Source organism: Thermopolyspora sp. NPDC052614, assembly GCF_040678635.1.
In the GTDB taxonomy this organism is placed as follows: domain Bacteria; phylum Actinomycetota; class Actinomycetes; order Streptosporangiales; family Streptosporangiaceae; genus Thermopolyspora.
This window is the reverse complement of record NZ_JBFATZ010000003.1, coordinates 574,366-588,768: the sequence shown is the minus strand read 5'-3', so window position 1 is coordinate 588,768 and position 14,403 is coordinate 574,366. Positions and strand designations below refer to the sequence as shown.

Here is a 14,403-nt window from a genome sequence, read left to right as displayed (position 1 = left end):
GGAGTGGCCATCCGCGGGCTCTCATCGAGTTCTCATGTGCGGACCCTAGCCTGGGGGAATGGGCGACGGTGCGGCGGCCAGGCTGCTGGTGGTGGACGATGAGCCGGCGTTGCGTGAGGCGTTGCGGAGCAGTCTGGAGTTCGAGGGCTACCGGGTGGATCTCGCCGGGGATGGTGCGGAGGCGCTGGAACTGCTCGCGCGGGGGACGTACGGCGCGGTGCTGCTCGACGTGATGATGCCGCGGCTGGACGGGCTGACCGCGTGCCGCCGGTTGCGGGCGGGGGGTGATCAGGTGCCGGTGCTCATGCTGACCGCCCGGGACGCGGTCGGCGACCGGGTGTCGGGGCTCGACGCGGGGGCGGACGACTACCTGGTCAAACCGTTCGAGCTGGACGAACTGCTGGCCCGGGTGCGGGCGCTGCTGCGCAGGGGGGCGCTGAGCGTCCCAGCCGACGACGGCGTGCTGGCGTACGGCGATCTGCGCATGGACACCGCCACCCGCGAGGTCGTCCGGGGCGATCGGGTCCTGGAACTGACCCGCACCGAGTACCTGTTGCTGGAGTTGCTGCTCGCGCATCCGCGCCAGGTGCTGACCCGCGAGCAGATCCTCGGCGAGGTGTGGGGGTTCGACTTCGAGCCGTCGTCGAACTCGCTCGACGTGTACGTGATGTACCTGCGGCGCAAGACCGAGGCGGGCGGCGAGCCACGGCTGATCCACACCGTGCGCGGCGTCGGCTACGTGTTGCGGAACGCGCCGCGATGAGCGGGGCGCGGCGGGCCCTGCGGCCGCGGCTCACGGCGGTGATCGCGGTCACCGTAGCGGTCGCGATCGCGGCGGCGGCCCTGGGGTGCTGGTTCATCGTCCAGGGCCAGCTCATGCGGCAGGTCGACGCGTCGCTGCGGCACTCGGGGCCGCCGAAGGACCTGGACACCGCCCCCATCGTGGAGACCTGCGGGCGTCCGCCGCCGCCGGACGAGTGGTCGCGTGACTTCGCCAGGCCCGTCCAGTTCGTCAAGGCGGACGGGACGCCGTGCCGTGCCGGGCGGGCCGGGGTGCGGGTGACCGAGGTGGACACCGAGGTCGCCCGTACGCCGGGGTCGCTCGTGATCCGGGACGGGGTGACCGAGGACGGGGAGTCCGTTCGGGTGATGACCCGGAATGTGGGGGCCGGGCTGGCCGTCAGCGAGTGGCGCGGGTACGGCGACGTGACCGACACGCTGCGGGTCATCGCGATCCTGCTCGCGGGCGTGGCCACCCTCGGCGTCGCCGTGGCCGCGACGGCGGGGACGGTGATCGCCCGTACCACGCTCCGGCCGGTCGAGAACCTCACCGCCGCCGCGGAGCACATCGCGCAGACCGAGGACCTGCGGGTCAGGATTCCGGTCGAGGGCGAGGATGAGATCGCCCGGCTGAGCCGCTCGTTCAACGCGATGACGGCCGCGCTGGCCGCCGCGCGGGAGCGTCAGCAGCGGCTCATCGCCGACGCCGGGCACGAGTTGCGCACCCCGCTCACCAGCATGCGTACCAACGTGGATCTGCTGTTGCGCAGCGCGGCCACCGGCAGGGAGCTGGCGCCCGGCGCGGGGCATCGGCTGCTGGTCAACGTGAAGGCCCAGCTCGCCGAGTTGTCCGACCTCGTGGGTGACCTGCTGCAACTGTCCCGCCCGGTGCGGGCGGCCGGCGCCGCGGAGGTGGTCGGGCTGCACGACGTGGTCGAGGCGGCGCTCGGGCGGGTACGGCTGCGCGGGGGCGGGTCGCGCTTCGAGGCGGACCTGCGGGAGTGGTACGTCCACGCCGACGAGGCGTCGCTGGAACGCGCGGTCGTCAACCTGCTGGACAACGCGGTCAAGTTCGGCCCGCCGGGCGGCACGATCACGGTACGGCTCGCCCCCACCGACGCGGGCACGGCCGAACTCGTCGTGCGGGACCAGGGGCCGGGCATACCGGAGGAGGACCTGCCGCACGTGTTCGAGCGCTTCTGGCGGTCCCCGGCGGCGCGTGGCATGCCGGGCTCCGGGCTGGGCCTGGCCATCGTGGCGCAGGCCGTACGGGACGCAGGGGGCACGGTCGAGCTGGCCGGCGCGCCGGGCGGGGGGACGCTGGCCCGGGTGCGTCTGCCCGGTTCCGCGACGCCCGGCCGTCTCTGATCGGTCTGTGCGGCGGAGGCGACGGGCGCGCCCAGCCCGGCTTCGACGCGGCCTGCCGACGCATTTTCTCATCCGGCCTTCATGAACGCCTCAGAGTCGTTCAACGGTGGCCGTGGAGCGTGGCGGGCATGAAAGCGGATGAACAACTCACCGGGGTCCACCCGGGAGGGGACGGCCGGTCATCGGCCCGGCTCGCGCAGGCGCCGCCGCGTACGCGGCTGGTCGAGGTCGTGGTGCCCGTCCACAACGAGGAGCGCGTGCTCGCGGACAGCGTGCGCAAGCTGTACGACTATCTCGCCGCGACCTTCCCGTACGCCTTCCGGATCACCATCGCGGACAACGCCAGCACCGACGCCACCTGGGCCGTGGCCGGACGGCTCGCCGGCGCGCTTCCCCAGGTGCGCGCGGTGCGCCTGGACCGCAAGGGGCGGGGGCGGGCGTTGCGGGCGGTGTGGTCGCGGAGCGACGCCGACGTGGTGGCGTATATGGACGTGGATCTGTCCACGGGCCTGGAGGCGTTCCTGCCGCTGGTGGCGCCGCTGCTGTCCGGGCACAGCGACGTGGCGATCGGCACCCGGCTGTCGAAGGGCTCGACGGTGGTGCGCGGGCCGAAGCGGGAGTTCATCTCGCGCGTCTACAACCTGCTGCTGCGCGGCACCCTGGGCGCCCGTTTCTCCGACGCCCAGTGCGGGTTCAAGGCGATACGCGCCGAGGTCGCGCAGGCGTTGCTGCCGGCGGTCGAGGACGAGGAGTGGTTCTTCGACACCGAGTTGCTGCTCCTCGCCGAGCGTCACGGCCTGCGCATTCACGAGGTGCCGGTGGACTGGGTGGACGACCCCGACAGCCGGGTGGACATCGTCAGGACCGCGCTGGACGATCTCAAGGGGATGTGGCGGGTGGCTCGGGCCGCGCTGTCGGGAGCGGCCCGCGTTCCGGTGCCCGCGCGCGGGGCGAAGGGCAAGCCGCGCGGGCTGGCGCGCCAGCTTCTCAGCTTCGCGGGGATCGGCGTGATCAGCACGCTGGCGTACGTGGTCCTGTTCTGGCTGCTGCGCGGCGGGCTGCCCGCGTTCGCCGCGAACGCGGTCGCGCTGCTGGTGACGGCGATCGCCAACACCGCCGCCAACCGGAGGTTCACCTTCGGCGTCACGGGCGCGGCGGGCGCGGTCCGGCACCAGTTCGAGGGGCTTGTCGCGTTCGTCACCGGGTTGGCGCTGACCAGCGGGATGCTCGCGCTGCTGCCCGGCACCGCCTCCCGGCTCACCGAGCTGGTGGCGGTCGTGGCGGCCAACGGCGTGGCCACCGTGGTCAGATTCATTCTGCTTCGTGCTTGGGTGTTCCACCCTCGCCGCTCTGGAGGGCCGATCCGATGAACTCGCGCGACTCGTATGCGGGCTGCGGGCCGATCCCGGTCGTGGCCGTCGCGCCGGTCGGCGCCGGTGGCTCCGATCGGCGCGGCGGTCACCGCGATCAGGACGAGGCCGCCGGGGGCGGGCGCTCGCCGTTCCGGGACACCGGGCCGGAGACGGCGGCCGTGGAAGCCAGGGCGGGCCGTCACGCCGCGCGCCGCCGAGGGCCGGGGCGGCTCCTGTTCGGCCCGCCGGAGGATCCGCGCTGGGCTCGACCGGCGCTGTGGGCGGTGCTCGCGGTGGCGGCCGTGCTTTACACCTGGGCGCTTGGCGGCAACGGGTACGCCAACCAGTACTACGCCGCCGCGATCCTGTCGGGCACGGAGAGCTGGAAGGCGTTCTTCTTCGGCGCCATCGACTCGGGGTCGTTCATCACGGTGGACAAGCCGCCGTTCGCGCTGTGGGTGATGGGGCTGTCCGCGCGGATCTTCGGGTTCGGCGCGTGGAGCATGCTGCTGCCGCAGGCGGTCGCGGGGGTGGCCGCGGTCGGTCTGGTCTATTCGGCGGTACGGCGTGCCCTCACCGGCGGCGTCGCGGGGCCCGCCGGGGCCGAGCCCGGCGCATGGCGCGGCGGGCCGGTCCTGGATCGGGCCGGGGCCTGCGCGGCGGCGCTGGTAGCGGCCGTCGTGATGACCCTGACGCCGATCACCGTGGCGATCAACCGGGACAACAACCCCGACACGGTCCTGGTGCTGCTGCTGGTCGCGGCGGCGTGGTGCTGCGGGGAGGCGGTCAGGACCGGCCGGGTGCGCACGCTGGTGGCGTCCGCCGTGCTCGTGGGGTTCGCGTTCAACACCAAGATGCTGCAGGCGTACCTGGTGGTGCCCGCGCTGGCCTCCGTCTACCTGTACGCGGCGCCTGGCGGGGTGGCGCGGCGGCTGGGTCGGCTGCTGGTGGCCGGGGTCGCGCTCGTGGTGTCGAGCGGGTGGTGGATGGTCGTGGTCGACCTGTGGCCCGCGTCCGGCAGGCCGTACGTCGGCGGGAGCGAGGACAACACGGTATGGGACCTCGTGATCGGCTACAACGGGCTGGGCCGGGTGTTCGGCCAGGGCGGCCCGGGCGGCGGCGGGGCGGGCTTCGGGGGCGAGGCCGGTGCGGGGCGGCTGTTCAACGACATCATGGCGGGCCAGATCTCCTGGCTGCTTCCGTTCGCCGCGGTGGCCCTGGTCGCCGGATCGGTGTTGATCGGGCGACGGCCGCGTACCGACCTGACGCGGGCGGCGCTGCTGCTGTGGGGTGGGTGGCTCGGAGTCCACTTCGCGATCTTCAGCTTCTCCTCCGGTACCTTCCATCCGTACTACTCGACGGCCATGGCGCCGGCGGTCGGCGCGGTGACCGGCATCGGCGGGCTCCTGGCGTGGCGGGCCTCCCGCCGGTCGCGGGCCTGGACGTGGGTCCTCGCGACGGGCGTCGTGATCACGGGGGCGTGGGCGTTCACGGTGCTTCGCCGTACTCCGGACTGGGTGCCCTGGCTGCCCTGGGCGGTCGCGGGCGCCACGGTCGTGGCGGTGATCGGCCTGATCCTGGTACGGCCGCGCGACCGGCTCGCGACGGGCTTGACGGCGGTCACATTGGTCGCGGTCGTGTTCGCGGGACTCGCCGGCCCGGCCGCGTACGCCATGACGCCGCTGTCCGGCGGGGTCAACGGCACCAACCCGACGGCAGGCCCGGCGGGCGGCGGCGGTTTGGGCCGCATGGGCTTCCCCGGCGACCCGGCTGCCGGCGGTGACCGGATGGGTGGTTCTCCTCGCCGCCTGCCGAGCGGCGGAGACGCCGCGCCAGGGCAGGGCGTGGGCGACGCGGTGGGGCGGACTCCCGGCGGCCCGGGAGGATCCGGCTTCGGCGGCGGCCCCAATGGGGGTGTGAGCGACGAGTTGATCGCCTATCTCAGGGCCAACCGGGGCGACGCCAGGTGGCTGGTGGCCGTCGGCAGCGCCCAGAGCGCCTCGTCGATCATCCTGGCCACGGGCGGCGAGCCGGTCATCGCCATGGGCGGTTTCACCGGCGGCGACCCCGCGATGACCGTCGAGAAGCTCAAGGGGTACGCGGCCTCCGGCGAACTGCGATACGTGCTCGTGGGCGGCGGGCGGGGCGGTCCCGACCGGGGCGGCGACGAGGTCACCGAGTGGATCGAGGCCAACGGCACCCGCGTCGACGCCGCCGACTACGGCGGCACCGACGACACCGGCCAGACCCTCTACAGGCTGGCGGGCTCATCGGAGTGACGCGTCGCGTGGGCCGGTCACCGAGTCGGGGCGGGAGAGGGAGGTCAACTAGAGCGCTGGTGGGAGTAGAGTGCCAGAAACTAAAGTGACCGTGGCGGGGTGGAGGCGAAGATGGGCGTGCACCGGCCGTTTTCCGACTGGGCGTACGCGCGATTCGGCGAGCATGTCGACGAGGTGCGGCAGGCGGTCGCCGAGGCGCTCGTCGAGGCGATGAACGATGCGCAGGACGCGCAGCGGTCCTCTCGTAGCGACAAGCAGTACGCCTATGGCGCCACGCTCATGGCCCGGCGGTACGAGACGATCGCCGCCCGGCTCGGCAACCGGTCGGACGTGCAATTCGTCCGCCCGTACGGATCGCCGCACGAGTTGACCATCGTCGACGGCAACCTGCTGTTTCCGTTTCGGTACTCCAAGGACGGGCGGACGCCCATCTCCGAGGCGCGCGTCGGGGACCGGCGGGTGTCCGGGCTCATCCGCGAGCTGTTTCGCCGCTTCAGCCCGGAGCCGACGTACGAGCAGGAGGCGCTGGCGCTGTTCGCCGAGGACGAGACCGATTTGGCGCCGCTGCGGCCCGCGCTCGAACAGCTTCCCGACAGCACTCACCTGGTGCTGATCGCTTACGCGGGGAACGCGCAGGCCGGGCTGTTCAACGTCTACTGGGGCGAGGCCGAGCTCATCGACGAGTTCGGCCGCATCCGGTGGACGCACCATGAGCCCATACCGCTGCTGATCCCCGTGCCGCACAGCGGACGGCATCTCGCCGTCGTCGACGCCGATGCCGCCGCCGGTGTTGCTGGGGCGGGCGACGGCGGGCGCATGCCGACCGTTGCGATGACCTCCCGCCCTGCGGTCGCGCCGGGCGGGTTCCCGCTGGGCGAGGAGCCCGCCTCGATGGACGCCGGTCAGGCACGAGAGATTCCGGCTGTCGGCGGCGATGAGCGTCGATGACCAGCTCCCGCTGTTCGGCGTCCCGGGCGGGCGTACGCCGACGGGCGGGCCGAGCCCGCAGGTCGTCGCGGACGCGTTCGACCAGGCGCGGCTGACGCAGGCCCGGCTGCTCGCCGGGCTGACCAAGAAGGAGCTGGCCGAGCGGGTGGGGGTGACGGCGGCGGCGGTCGGGCAGTACGAGACGGGCATGACCCGGCCCCGGCCCGAGCTGATCCCGCGGCTGGCCGAGGCGCTCGCCGTACCGGCGGCGTTCTTCCTGTCCGGGCGCCCGCACGGCAAGCTCGACGGGTCGATGGCGCACTTCCGCAGCCTGCGCTCCACGCGGGCGCATCAGCGGGCCAAGGCGGTCGCGTTCGTCGAGCAGGTGTGGGAGCTGACCCACGCCCTGGAGCGCCGGGTACGGCTGCCCGCCGTGGATTTGCCCGGTTTCTCCGGCGGTGAGGTCCACGTCGAGACCCCCGGCCACCCGGCGCAGGCCGCCCGCGCCCTGCGCGCCCGCTGGAACCTCGGCACCGGCCCGATTCACCACCTGGTGCGGCACATGGAGGCGCACGGCATCGTCGTGGTCGTGCCGCCGCCCGACCCGGACGCCGACACCGTGGACGCCTTCTCCACCTCGCACCTGCCGAGGCCCGTCGTGGTCCTCACGGCCAACCGCTTCGACGACATCCACCGCCACCGCTTCACCGCCGCCCACGAACTCGGCCACCTGGTGCTGCACGGCGACGTCGCGCCCGGCGACAGCCAGCAGGAACGCGAGGCCGACGCCTTCGCCGCCGAGTTCCTCACGCCGCGTGACAGCATCCTGCCGCGCCTGCCCGGCCGCGCCGATCTGCGCCGTCTCGCCGAGCTCCGCGACGTGTGGGGCGTCTCGGTGGACTCCCTGCTCTACCGCTGCCGCGAACTCGGCCTGCTCTCCGACTCCTCGGCCGGGCGCGCCTACCAGCGGCTGAAGTCCCTGCGCGGCCAGCCCGGCTTCACCGGCGAACCCGTCAGCCTCTACCCGGGCGAGCAGCCCATCCTCCTGCGCCAGGCCTTCGACCTGGCCGCCAGGGAGACCGGGCTCACCGAGCACGTCCTCGCCGCCGAACTCGCCTGGCCTCCCGCCCGCGTACGCGAACTCCTGGGCCTCCCCGACCCCCGCCCCACGCTCCGCCTGGTGCCATAGCCAAGCCGGATCTCCTCTGGCCTCCCGCCCCCGCGCGCCCGCGACCTGCTGCGCCGCAGCTCGATCCGCTCGATCAAACCGCTTCGCTCCGCCGGTCCGGCGGTGTCTTCGCCCGCCCATCCGCGAGCCGCCGTCCGCCGGAGCAGGGGAGCCGCGCCCAGACCGTCTTTCCGCCGGTCGGCGGCCACCGCACGCCCCAGCCCGCGCACAACGACTCGATCAGCCACAGGCCGCGCCCGCCCTCGTCATAGACATCGACGTCCCGCCGCTTCGGAGCCTCGTGCTTCGGATCCCACACCTCGACGACCAGGTCGTCCCCGTCGAGGAAAAGGCACAGACAAATCACTTCAAGCCGGTCGTACAGCTCCGGATAGCCGACCGGCCCGGTAATCATGTTGATCGCCTTGATCGCGTTCGTCACCATCTCGCTGACGACCACCTCGGCATCGTCCACCACGATCATCCGGTCCCATTTCTCCATAAGCGCCCGCGTGTGCACGCGCGCCGTCGCGACCGATGACGCCATCGCCGGAAGGGCGACGCAGCTCACGAACCGACCGTTGACGCTCCCACCGAAGCCGCTCACGAGTTCTCCCGCCTGGTACGCCGGGCCGCCGCGCTCCCGGCAACCCACCGCTCGCGCTACTGCGACCACCATGTGCATGATCACCTGTGTCGCTCATCCGGTAACCTCCCGATCGGTATTCGACATATGAAATTCGGGCGCATTGCCCAAATTTCACAACAGTTGTCCGTCGGATGCCCGCGACACTTCGAATCCTGCGGGTAAAGCGCTTGTCAAGCCCGAGAGTAGTCGGCAAGATGGCGCACAAAGATTTTCACGTGCTGGGGCTATGCGTAGTAACCCGCGAGTACGCGTGCACCCCGTACCGAAGGCTTCGGGGAAAATCATGGCAAACGACATCGACCCACGCCTGACGCCGGCCCAACGCTTCGGCCGCGAACTAGCGCGAATCCGGAAAGATACGGGTTTGTCCCAAGTGGCACTCAGCAAACACTTGGAGTGCTCGTCCTCCCTGGTCGCCCACGTCGAACTCGCCGCCCGCAACCCCAGCGCCGACTTCGCCAGACGCTGCGACGCCTACTTCGGCACCGACGACCACTTCACCCGCCTCCAGCGCCACATCGCCTCAGCGGGTGCAGCGCCAGGCTGGTACATCCGCTGGTCAACCGAAGTCGAGCCTCGTGCCAGGGCCCTCCGCAGTTGGGATCCCCTACTGATCCCCGGCCTGCTCCAGACCGAGGACTACGCGCGAGCTCTCTTCGCCGGAGGACTGGCCAAGAGCATGGATGAGATTGAGGCGAAGGTGACCGCGCGGATGCGACGCCAGTCGATCCTCGAAGGTGACAACCCTCCCGTAGTCTGGGCGCTCATCGAAGAAGGCGTATTGCACCGCCGGATTGGCGGACCAGAGGTCATGTTCGGACAGATGACTCATCTCGCGACCATGGCTGAACGGCCAAATATAACGATTCAGTTGGTCCCTTCAGACACACAATGCACAGTGGGCTACTCGTCGGGCTTCATCCTCGCCGAGCTGCCCGACTCGCCAACCGTGGTATCGGTGGAGTCGCTGGAACGAGGAGTGGTTTCGTGCGAACATGACCATGTCTGTCACGTCTGGGATAGGTATGACAAACTGAGGTCCGAGGCGCACCGTGCTCCGGAGTCGCTCAACCGAATCAGAGAGGCCCAAGACCAGTGGAAGGCAAAAATGTGATTCAGGTGGATCTGGCGGCAGTGGTCTGGAGAAAGAGCAGCCATAGCGGCGAGGAGGGCGGGAACTGCGTCGAAGCTGCCGCGCTTGCGAATGCGGTCGCCGTCCGTGACAGCAAGAACCCGTCCGGTCCTGTCCTGATGTTTACCCGGGATGAGTGGAAGGACTTCTTGTACACCGTGATGCGCGGATAGCCCGATTCACAACTCTGACCACCCTGCCTGGGCAAGGGAGGTGATGCATTGGCCGACTTGGACTTGATCGCGGTGAGGTGGAGGAAGAGTTCTCGAAGCGGGGAGAACGGCGGGAACTGCGTAGAGGTTGCCGTGATCTCGAAGGTTGTGGCTCTCCGCGACAGCAAGAATGCTGCCGGCCCTGCCCTGTTGTTCTCATTCGAGGAGTGGAAGGGCTTCCTCCAGAGCGTCAGAAGCGGGCAAACCAATCCACAACTCTGACAACTCTTCCTCACCGACCCACCTGGCGAGGCGGCTTCAGTCGCCTCGACCGACACCGCGGTCGGGTGCGCTCATGTCCCCGGTCCCAGGCGTCCCATCGGCCAGCCCGTAGCGCAGGTACACGGTGCCCTTCGTGCTGGCCACCGGCGGTTCGAGGAGCGTGACGTTCGTGGGCACCGCGCCACCGTCGAACACCTTCTTCCCGACGCCGAGCACGTTCTCCCGGTCGGAATGTAGACCCGTGGGCACAGCGAAACTCATCGCCGCGACGACACCGACACGACGACGGCCGACTTCGTACTCGTCGACCGCTCGCCGGGATTGCACGGTCTTGGCTGGACACGCCCCGTGCCGGTGGGGATGCGGGCGTCGCGGCAGTCGTTGGGGGTACGGCGCGAAAATTTGTCGCGCGGGGCGGGAACATGTGGGGACCGTTGTTGGTTGTGATAGACGTGGCCGGTGTGCTCAGTGTCCCCGGGCCTCACCTAATTTGCCTTCGCGGACTACCGTTCGGCTGGAGCCGCGTTGAGCCTTCGCCGCGAGGCGACACGCACACCGGTACGCGAGCGTACGAGGGCCTCACCGACTCGGTGGGGCCCTCGGCGTGCTTTCGGGCGCATGTGGTCTAGGGCATGTGCTTCAGGGGGTTTGGTCTCTAGGGTCTGTCGCCTTCGAGGGCGGTGAGGATCGAGGCGGCGATGCGTTCGGGCGGGGAGGCGGAGACGTCGAAGGCGAAGTCGGCGACGGCCTGGAAGGCGGGGAGGCGGCGGGCGCGCTGTTCGATGAGCATGAGCTTGAGGTCGTCCTTGTAGTGGGGACGGTGGCCGCTGGAGAGCATGCGCTGGGCGAGGACCTCGGGTGGGCCGTCGAGGAAGACGACGGCGGCCGACTCCATGGCCTTGCGGGCCTTGGCGTTCTCGACGGTGCTGGCGGCGGCGGCGATGACGGGGGCGGGGCGTTCGGTCAGGGCGGAGCAGAGCAGGGCCGCCTCGCGGTCGTGAAGGATGTCGGCGCCGTGCCGGGCGGCGATCTCGGCGGCGGTCATGCCGTAGCGTTCGGACAGGTCCTCGTCGCTGTCGCGTACGCGCCGGTCGAGGGCCGTGGCGAGCAGGTTGGCGATCGTGGTCTTGCCGGCGCCCATCAGGCCGACGACCACGATCGGGGTCTCTCCTGGGACGTACGTCAGCAGCCGCTTCATCCTGATCCTTTCTGCCCCCGCCACCCGGCTGGGGGTCAAGGGCCGCTCCAAGATGACCAAGGACGAGCTCGTCGAAGCCATCAAGAAGGCGAATCGCCAAGCCACCGCCAAGGCCCGCTGATCCTCGTGCCCGCTACGCGGTCCAGCGGAAATACGACCGGTGCGGCGCGGTTCATGGAAGAGCCGAGGGTCAGAAAAGAGGTCCGGCCGACCGGAGAGGCCGGTCGGCCGGACGCCGTGATCAAAACAGGTTGTGATCAGGACAGGTTGTGATCAGGACAGGTCGTGATCAGGACAGGTTGTGATCAGGACAGGTTGTGATCAGGACAGGTCGAACCGGTCCGCGTTCATGACCTTGTTCCACGCGGCGACGAAGTCGTTGACGAACTTCTCCTTCGCGTCGTCGCTCGCGTACACCTCGGCGAGGGCGCGCAGCTCGGAGTTCGAGCCGAAGACGAGGTCGGCGCGGGTGCCCGTCCACTTGACCTCGCCGGTGGCGTAGTCGCGGCCCTCGAAGAGGTTGGCGTCCTCGCTCGTCGCCTTCCAGGTCGTGCCCATGTCGAGCAGGTTGACGAAGAAGTCGTTGGTGAGGACGCCGGGGGTGTCGGTGAGGACGCCGTGCGGCGTGTTCTTGTAGTTGGCGCCGAGGACGCGCAGGCCGCCGACGAGCACGGTCATCTCGGGGGCGGACAGGTTGAGCAGGTTGGCGCGGTCGAGCAGCAGGTACTCGGCGCCGAGCCGGTGGCCCTTGCCGACGTAGTTGCGGAAGCCGTCGTACGTCGGCTCCAGGGCGACGAACGACTCCACGTCGGTGTGCTCAAGGGTCGCGTCCGCGCGGCCCGGCGTGAACGGCACGACGACATCGAAGCCCGCGTCCTTGGCGGCCTTCTCGATCGCGGCGGAGCCGCCGAGCACGATCACGTCGGCGATCGACACCCGCTTGTCGCCGGTCTGGGCGGCGTTGAACGCCTCCTGGACCTCCTCAAGGACGCGCAGCGCGTTCCGCAGGCGGTCGGGGTCGTTGACCTCCCAGTTGATCTGGGGCTCCAGGCGGATGCGGGCGCCGTTGGCGCCGCCGCGCTTGTCGCTGCCGCGGAAGGACGCGGCCGACGACCACGCGGTGTACACCAGGTCGGACACCGACAGGCCGGAGGCGAGGATCCGGGCCTTGATGTCCGCGATGTCGTCGGCGTCCACGAGCTCGTGGGTGACCTCGGGCAGCGGGTCCTGCCAGATCAGCACCTCGTCCGGGAGCTCGGGGCCGATGTAGCGGGAGATCGGGCCCATGTCGCGGTGGGTGAGCTTGTACCACGCGCGGGCGAAGGCGTCGGCGAACTGGTCGGGGTTCTCGTAGAACCGCCGGGAGATCGGCTCGTAGATCGGGTCGAACCGGAGCGCGAGGTCGGTGGTGAGCATCGTCGGCGCGTGCCGCTTCGACGGGTCGTGGGCGTCGGGGACGGTGCCCTCGCCCGCGCCGTGCTTCGGCCGCCACTGCTTGGCGCCCGCCGGGCTCTCGGTCAGCTCCCACTCGTAGCCGAACAGGTTCCAGAAGAAGTTGCTGGACCACTTGGTCGGCGTGGTGGTCCAGGTGACCTCCAGGCCGCTGGTGATCGTGTCCCCGCCCTTGCCGGTGCCGTAGGTGCTCTTCCAGCCCAGGCCCATCTGCTCGAGCGGGGCGGCCTCGGGGTCGGGGCCGACGTTCTCGGCCGGGCCCGCGCCGTGGGTCTTGCCGAAGGTGTGGCCGCCCGCGATCAGGGCGACCGTCTCCTCGTCGTTCATGCCCATCCGGCGGAACGTCTCGCGGATGTCCCGGGCCGCGGCGAGCGGGTCGGGGTTGCCGTTCGGGCCCTCCGGGTTGACGTAGATGAGGCCCATCTGCACCGCGGCGAGGGGGTTCTCCAGCTCCCGGTCGCCGGTGTAGCGCTCGTCGCCGAGCCAGGTGGTCTCCGGGCCCCAGTACACGTCCTCGTCGGGCTCCCACACGTCCTCGCGGCCGCCGCTGAAGCCGAAGGTCTTGAAGCCCATCGACTCCAGGGCCACGTTGCCGGCGAGGATCATCAGGTCGGCCCACGACAGGTTCTTGCCGTACTTCTTCTTGACCGGCCACAGCAGGCGGCGGGCCTTGTCCAGGTTGGCGTTGTCCGGCCAGCTGTTGAGGGGCGCGAAGCGCTGCTGACCGGCGCCGGCGCCGCCGCGGCCGTCGTGGATGCGGTAGGTGCCCGCGCTGTGCCACGCCATGCGGATGATAAGGGGGCCGTAGTGCCCGAAGTCGGCCGGCCACCAGTCCTGGGAGGTGGTCAGCACCTCGGCGATGTCCCGCTTCACGGCCGCCAGGTCGAGGCTCTTGAACGCCTCGACGTAGTTGAAGTCCTCACCGTACGGGTTGGCCGCCGGCGGGTTCTTGGCAAGGATCTTCAGGTTGAGCCGATCCGGCCACCACTGCCGGTTTCCGCCGCCCTGCGTGGGGTGCGGGGCGCGGTGTGCCACCGGGCAGCCGCCTTCGCCTTCCGACTTGGCGTCTGTGACGATCGCGTCATGGTTCTCGGACATGGGAATCCTTCCGGACTGGGCATCGCGGTATTTTTATCGGCAAATAGGGCAAAGAAGCTTAAGTACGGCCTTGCGCGGTGGCCGTCGAGCAGTCAGGGCACAGACCCCAGTAGATGACCTCGGCCTCGTCGATCGTGAAACCCTGGGCGTCGGACGCGTCCAGGCACGGCGCCTCGCCCACCGCGCAGTCCACGTCGGCGACGACACCACACGACCGGCACACGATGTGATGGTGGTTGTCGCCCACGCGCGACTCGTACCGCGCCACCGAGCCGGACGGCTGGATGCGGCGCACCAGCCCCGCGGCCGTCAGCGCGTGCAGCGAGTCGTAGACGGTCTGGTGGGAGACCTCGGGAAGTTCCTGACGCACGGCACGGATGATCACATCCGTCTCGGCGTGCGGATGCGCGTACACCGCGCGAAGCACCGCGACCCGGGGCCGGGTCACGCGCATCGCCGCGCCGCGCAACATCTGCTGGAAGTCCGAGCTTGTGGCCACGTCGCACAGACTGGCCCATTTTCTGGAATCAGTCAAGAATGAGATGTCGCGTGGCGGAAACAATCTT

Annotated in this window: 14 protein-coding genes and 1 pseudogene; 10 read left to right on the top strand and 5 right to left on the bottom strand. The window is 70.3% G+C overall.

From position 1 onward, the window contains the following. Positions 1–58: 58 nt before the first annotated feature. The 6 genes from AB0K60_RS09275 to AB0K60_RS09250 all read left to right on the top strand — a co-directional run bounded on the left by AB0K60_RS09275 (position 59) and on the right by AB0K60_RS09250 (position 7,895). Entirely contained in the window at positions 59–763 is a 705-nt protein-coding gene (locus AB0K60_RS09275; protein WP_364050403.1) for a response regulator transcription factor, read from the top strand. Beyond that, the gene (locus tag AB0K60_RS09270) at positions 760–2,148 is read left to right on the top strand and encodes a HAMP domain-containing sensor histidine kinase (protein ID WP_364050400.1); all 1,389 of its coding nucleotides are present in this window, start codon (positions 760–762) and stop codon (positions 2,146–2,148) included. Before AB0K60_RS09275 ends, AB0K60_RS09270 begins: the two co-directional genes overlap by 4 nt. Before the next feature lie 128 nt (positions 2,149–2,276). Next, the gene (locus AB0K60_RS09265) at positions 2,277–3,518 is read left to right on the top strand and encodes a bifunctional glycosyltransferase family 2/GtrA family protein (protein ID WP_364050397.1); all 1,242 of its coding nucleotides are present in this window, start codon (positions 2,277–2,279) and stop codon (positions 3,516–3,518) included. Continuing rightward, positions 3,515–5,779, top strand: coding sequence for a glycosyltransferase family 39 protein (locus tag AB0K60_RS09260; RefSeq protein WP_364050394.1), 2,265 nt, complete (start codon positions 3,515–3,517; stop codon positions 5,777–5,779). The genes AB0K60_RS09265 and AB0K60_RS09260 overlap by 4 nt, the downstream gene beginning before the upstream one ends. Positions 5,780–5,890: 111 nt before the next feature. Then, on the top strand, positions 5,891–6,727 hold the full coding sequence (locus AB0K60_RS09255; protein WP_364050391.1) for a hypothetical protein: 837 nt from the start codon (positions 5,891–5,893) through the stop codon (positions 6,725–6,727). Then, a complete protein-coding gene (locus tag AB0K60_RS09250) occupies positions 6,714–7,895 on the top strand; it encodes an XRE family transcriptional regulator (RefSeq protein ID WP_364050388.1) in 1,182 nt (393 codons plus the stop codon). Before AB0K60_RS09255 ends, AB0K60_RS09250 begins: the two co-directional genes overlap by 14 nt. A gap of 73 nt (positions 7,896–7,968) precedes the next feature. Here the strand turns inward: AB0K60_RS09250 and AB0K60_RS09245 are convergent, their stop codons facing one another. After that, a complete protein-coding gene (locus tag AB0K60_RS09245; protein WP_364050385.1) occupies positions 7,969–8,553 on the bottom strand; it encodes an ATP-binding protein in 585 nt (194 codons plus the stop codon). Positions 8,554–8,806: 253 nt separating this feature from the next. Between AB0K60_RS09245 and AB0K60_RS09240 the strand changes: the two genes are divergently transcribed. Genes AB0K60_RS09240 through AB0K60_RS09230 form a run of 3 tightly spaced genes read left to right on the top strand, consistent with a single transcriptional unit; the run spans position 8,807 to position 10,089 of the window. Beyond that, entirely contained in the window at positions 8,807–9,637 is an 831-nt protein-coding gene (locus AB0K60_RS09240; RefSeq protein ID WP_364050382.1) for a helix-turn-helix transcriptional regulator, read from the top strand. 5 nt (positions 9,638–9,642) lie between these two features. Then, a complete protein-coding gene (locus tag AB0K60_RS09235; protein WP_364050379.1) occupies positions 9,643–9,828 on the top strand; it encodes a DUF397 domain-containing protein in 186 nt (61 codons plus the stop codon). A gap of 48 nt (positions 9,829–9,876) precedes the next feature. Continuing rightward, positions 9,877–10,089, top strand: a complete 213-nt coding sequence (locus AB0K60_RS09230; RefSeq protein ID WP_364050376.1) for a DUF397 domain-containing protein — start codon at positions 9,877–9,879, stop codon at positions 10,087–10,089. A 36-nt stretch (positions 10,090–10,125) separates the two neighbouring features. On the opposite strand, the gene AB0K60_RS09225 is transcribed toward AB0K60_RS09230, so the two are convergent. Both AB0K60_RS09225 and AB0K60_RS09220 read right to left on the bottom strand, forming a co-directional pair. Further along, on the bottom strand, positions 10,126–10,350 hold the full coding sequence (locus AB0K60_RS09225) for a hypothetical protein (protein ID WP_364050373.1): 225 nt from the start codon (positions 10,348–10,350) through the stop codon (positions 10,126–10,128). 394 nt (positions 10,351–10,744) lie between these two features. Continuing rightward, entirely contained in the window at positions 10,745–11,287 is a 543-nt protein-coding gene (locus tag AB0K60_RS09220) for a shikimate kinase (protein WP_364050370.1), read from the bottom strand. A gap of 19 nt (positions 11,288–11,306) precedes the next feature. Between AB0K60_RS09220 and AB0K60_RS09215 the strand changes: the two are divergent. Next, positions 11,307–11,408 (top strand): annotated as a pseudogene (locus AB0K60_RS09215) (Rho termination factor N-terminal domain-containing protein); the annotation flags it as partial. A gap of 200 nt (positions 11,409–11,608) precedes the next feature. Here AB0K60_RS09215 and katG read toward each other — a convergent pair. Continuing rightward, the gene (gene katG / locus AB0K60_RS09210) at positions 11,609–13,837 is read right to left on the bottom strand and encodes a catalase/peroxidase HPI (protein WP_364050367.1); all 2,229 of its coding nucleotides are present in this window, start codon (positions 13,835–13,837) and stop codon (positions 11,609–11,611) included. Between the two features lie 58 nt (positions 13,838–13,895). Beyond that, a complete protein-coding gene (locus tag AB0K60_RS09205) occupies positions 13,896–14,336 on the bottom strand; it encodes a Fur family transcriptional regulator (protein WP_364050364.1) in 441 nt (146 codons plus the stop codon). Positions 14,337–14,403 lie beyond the last annotated feature (67 nt).

Bases quoted from the DNA above. Each gene is read 5' to 3' on its own strand.
- AB0K60_RS09275 (WP_364050403.1), top strand. From the start codon at position 59: ATGGGCGACGGTGCGGCGGCCAGGCTGCTGGTGGTGGACGATGAGCCG.
- AB0K60_RS09270 (WP_364050400.1), top strand. From the start codon at position 760: ATGAGCGGGGCGCGGCGGGCCCTGCGGCCGCGGCTCACGGCGGTGATC.
- AB0K60_RS09265 (WP_364050397.1), top strand. From the start codon at position 2,277: ATGAAAGCGGATGAACAACTCACCGGGGTCCACCCGGGAGGGGACGGC.
- AB0K60_RS09260 (WP_364050394.1), top strand. From the start codon at position 3,515: ATGAACTCGCGCGACTCGTATGCGGGCTGCGGGCCGATCCCGGTCGTG.
- AB0K60_RS09255 (WP_364050391.1), top strand. From the start codon at position 5,891: ATGGGCGTGCACCGGCCGTTTTCCGACTGGGCGTACGCGCGATTCGGC.
- AB0K60_RS09250 (WP_364050388.1), top strand. From the start codon at position 6,714: ATGAGCGTCGATGACCAGCTCCCGCTGTTCGGCGTCCCGGGCGGGCGT.
- AB0K60_RS09245 (WP_364050385.1), bottom strand. From the start codon at position 8,553: ATGGTGGTCGCAGTAGCGCGAGCGGTGGGTTGCCGGGAGCGCGGCGGC.
- AB0K60_RS09240 (WP_364050382.1), top strand. From the start codon at position 8,807: ATGGCAAACGACATCGACCCACGCCTGACGCCGGCCCAACGCTTCGGC.
- AB0K60_RS09225 (WP_364050373.1), bottom strand. From the start codon at position 10,350: ATGAGTTTCGCTGTGCCCACGGGTCTACATTCCGACCGGGAGAACGTG.
- AB0K60_RS09220 (WP_364050370.1), bottom strand. From the start codon at position 11,287: ATGAAGCGGCTGCTGACGTACGTCCCAGGAGAGACCCCGATCGTGGTC.
- katG (WP_364050367.1), bottom strand. From the start codon at position 13,837: ATGTCCGAGAACCATGACGCGATCGTCACAGACGCCAAGTCGGAAGGC.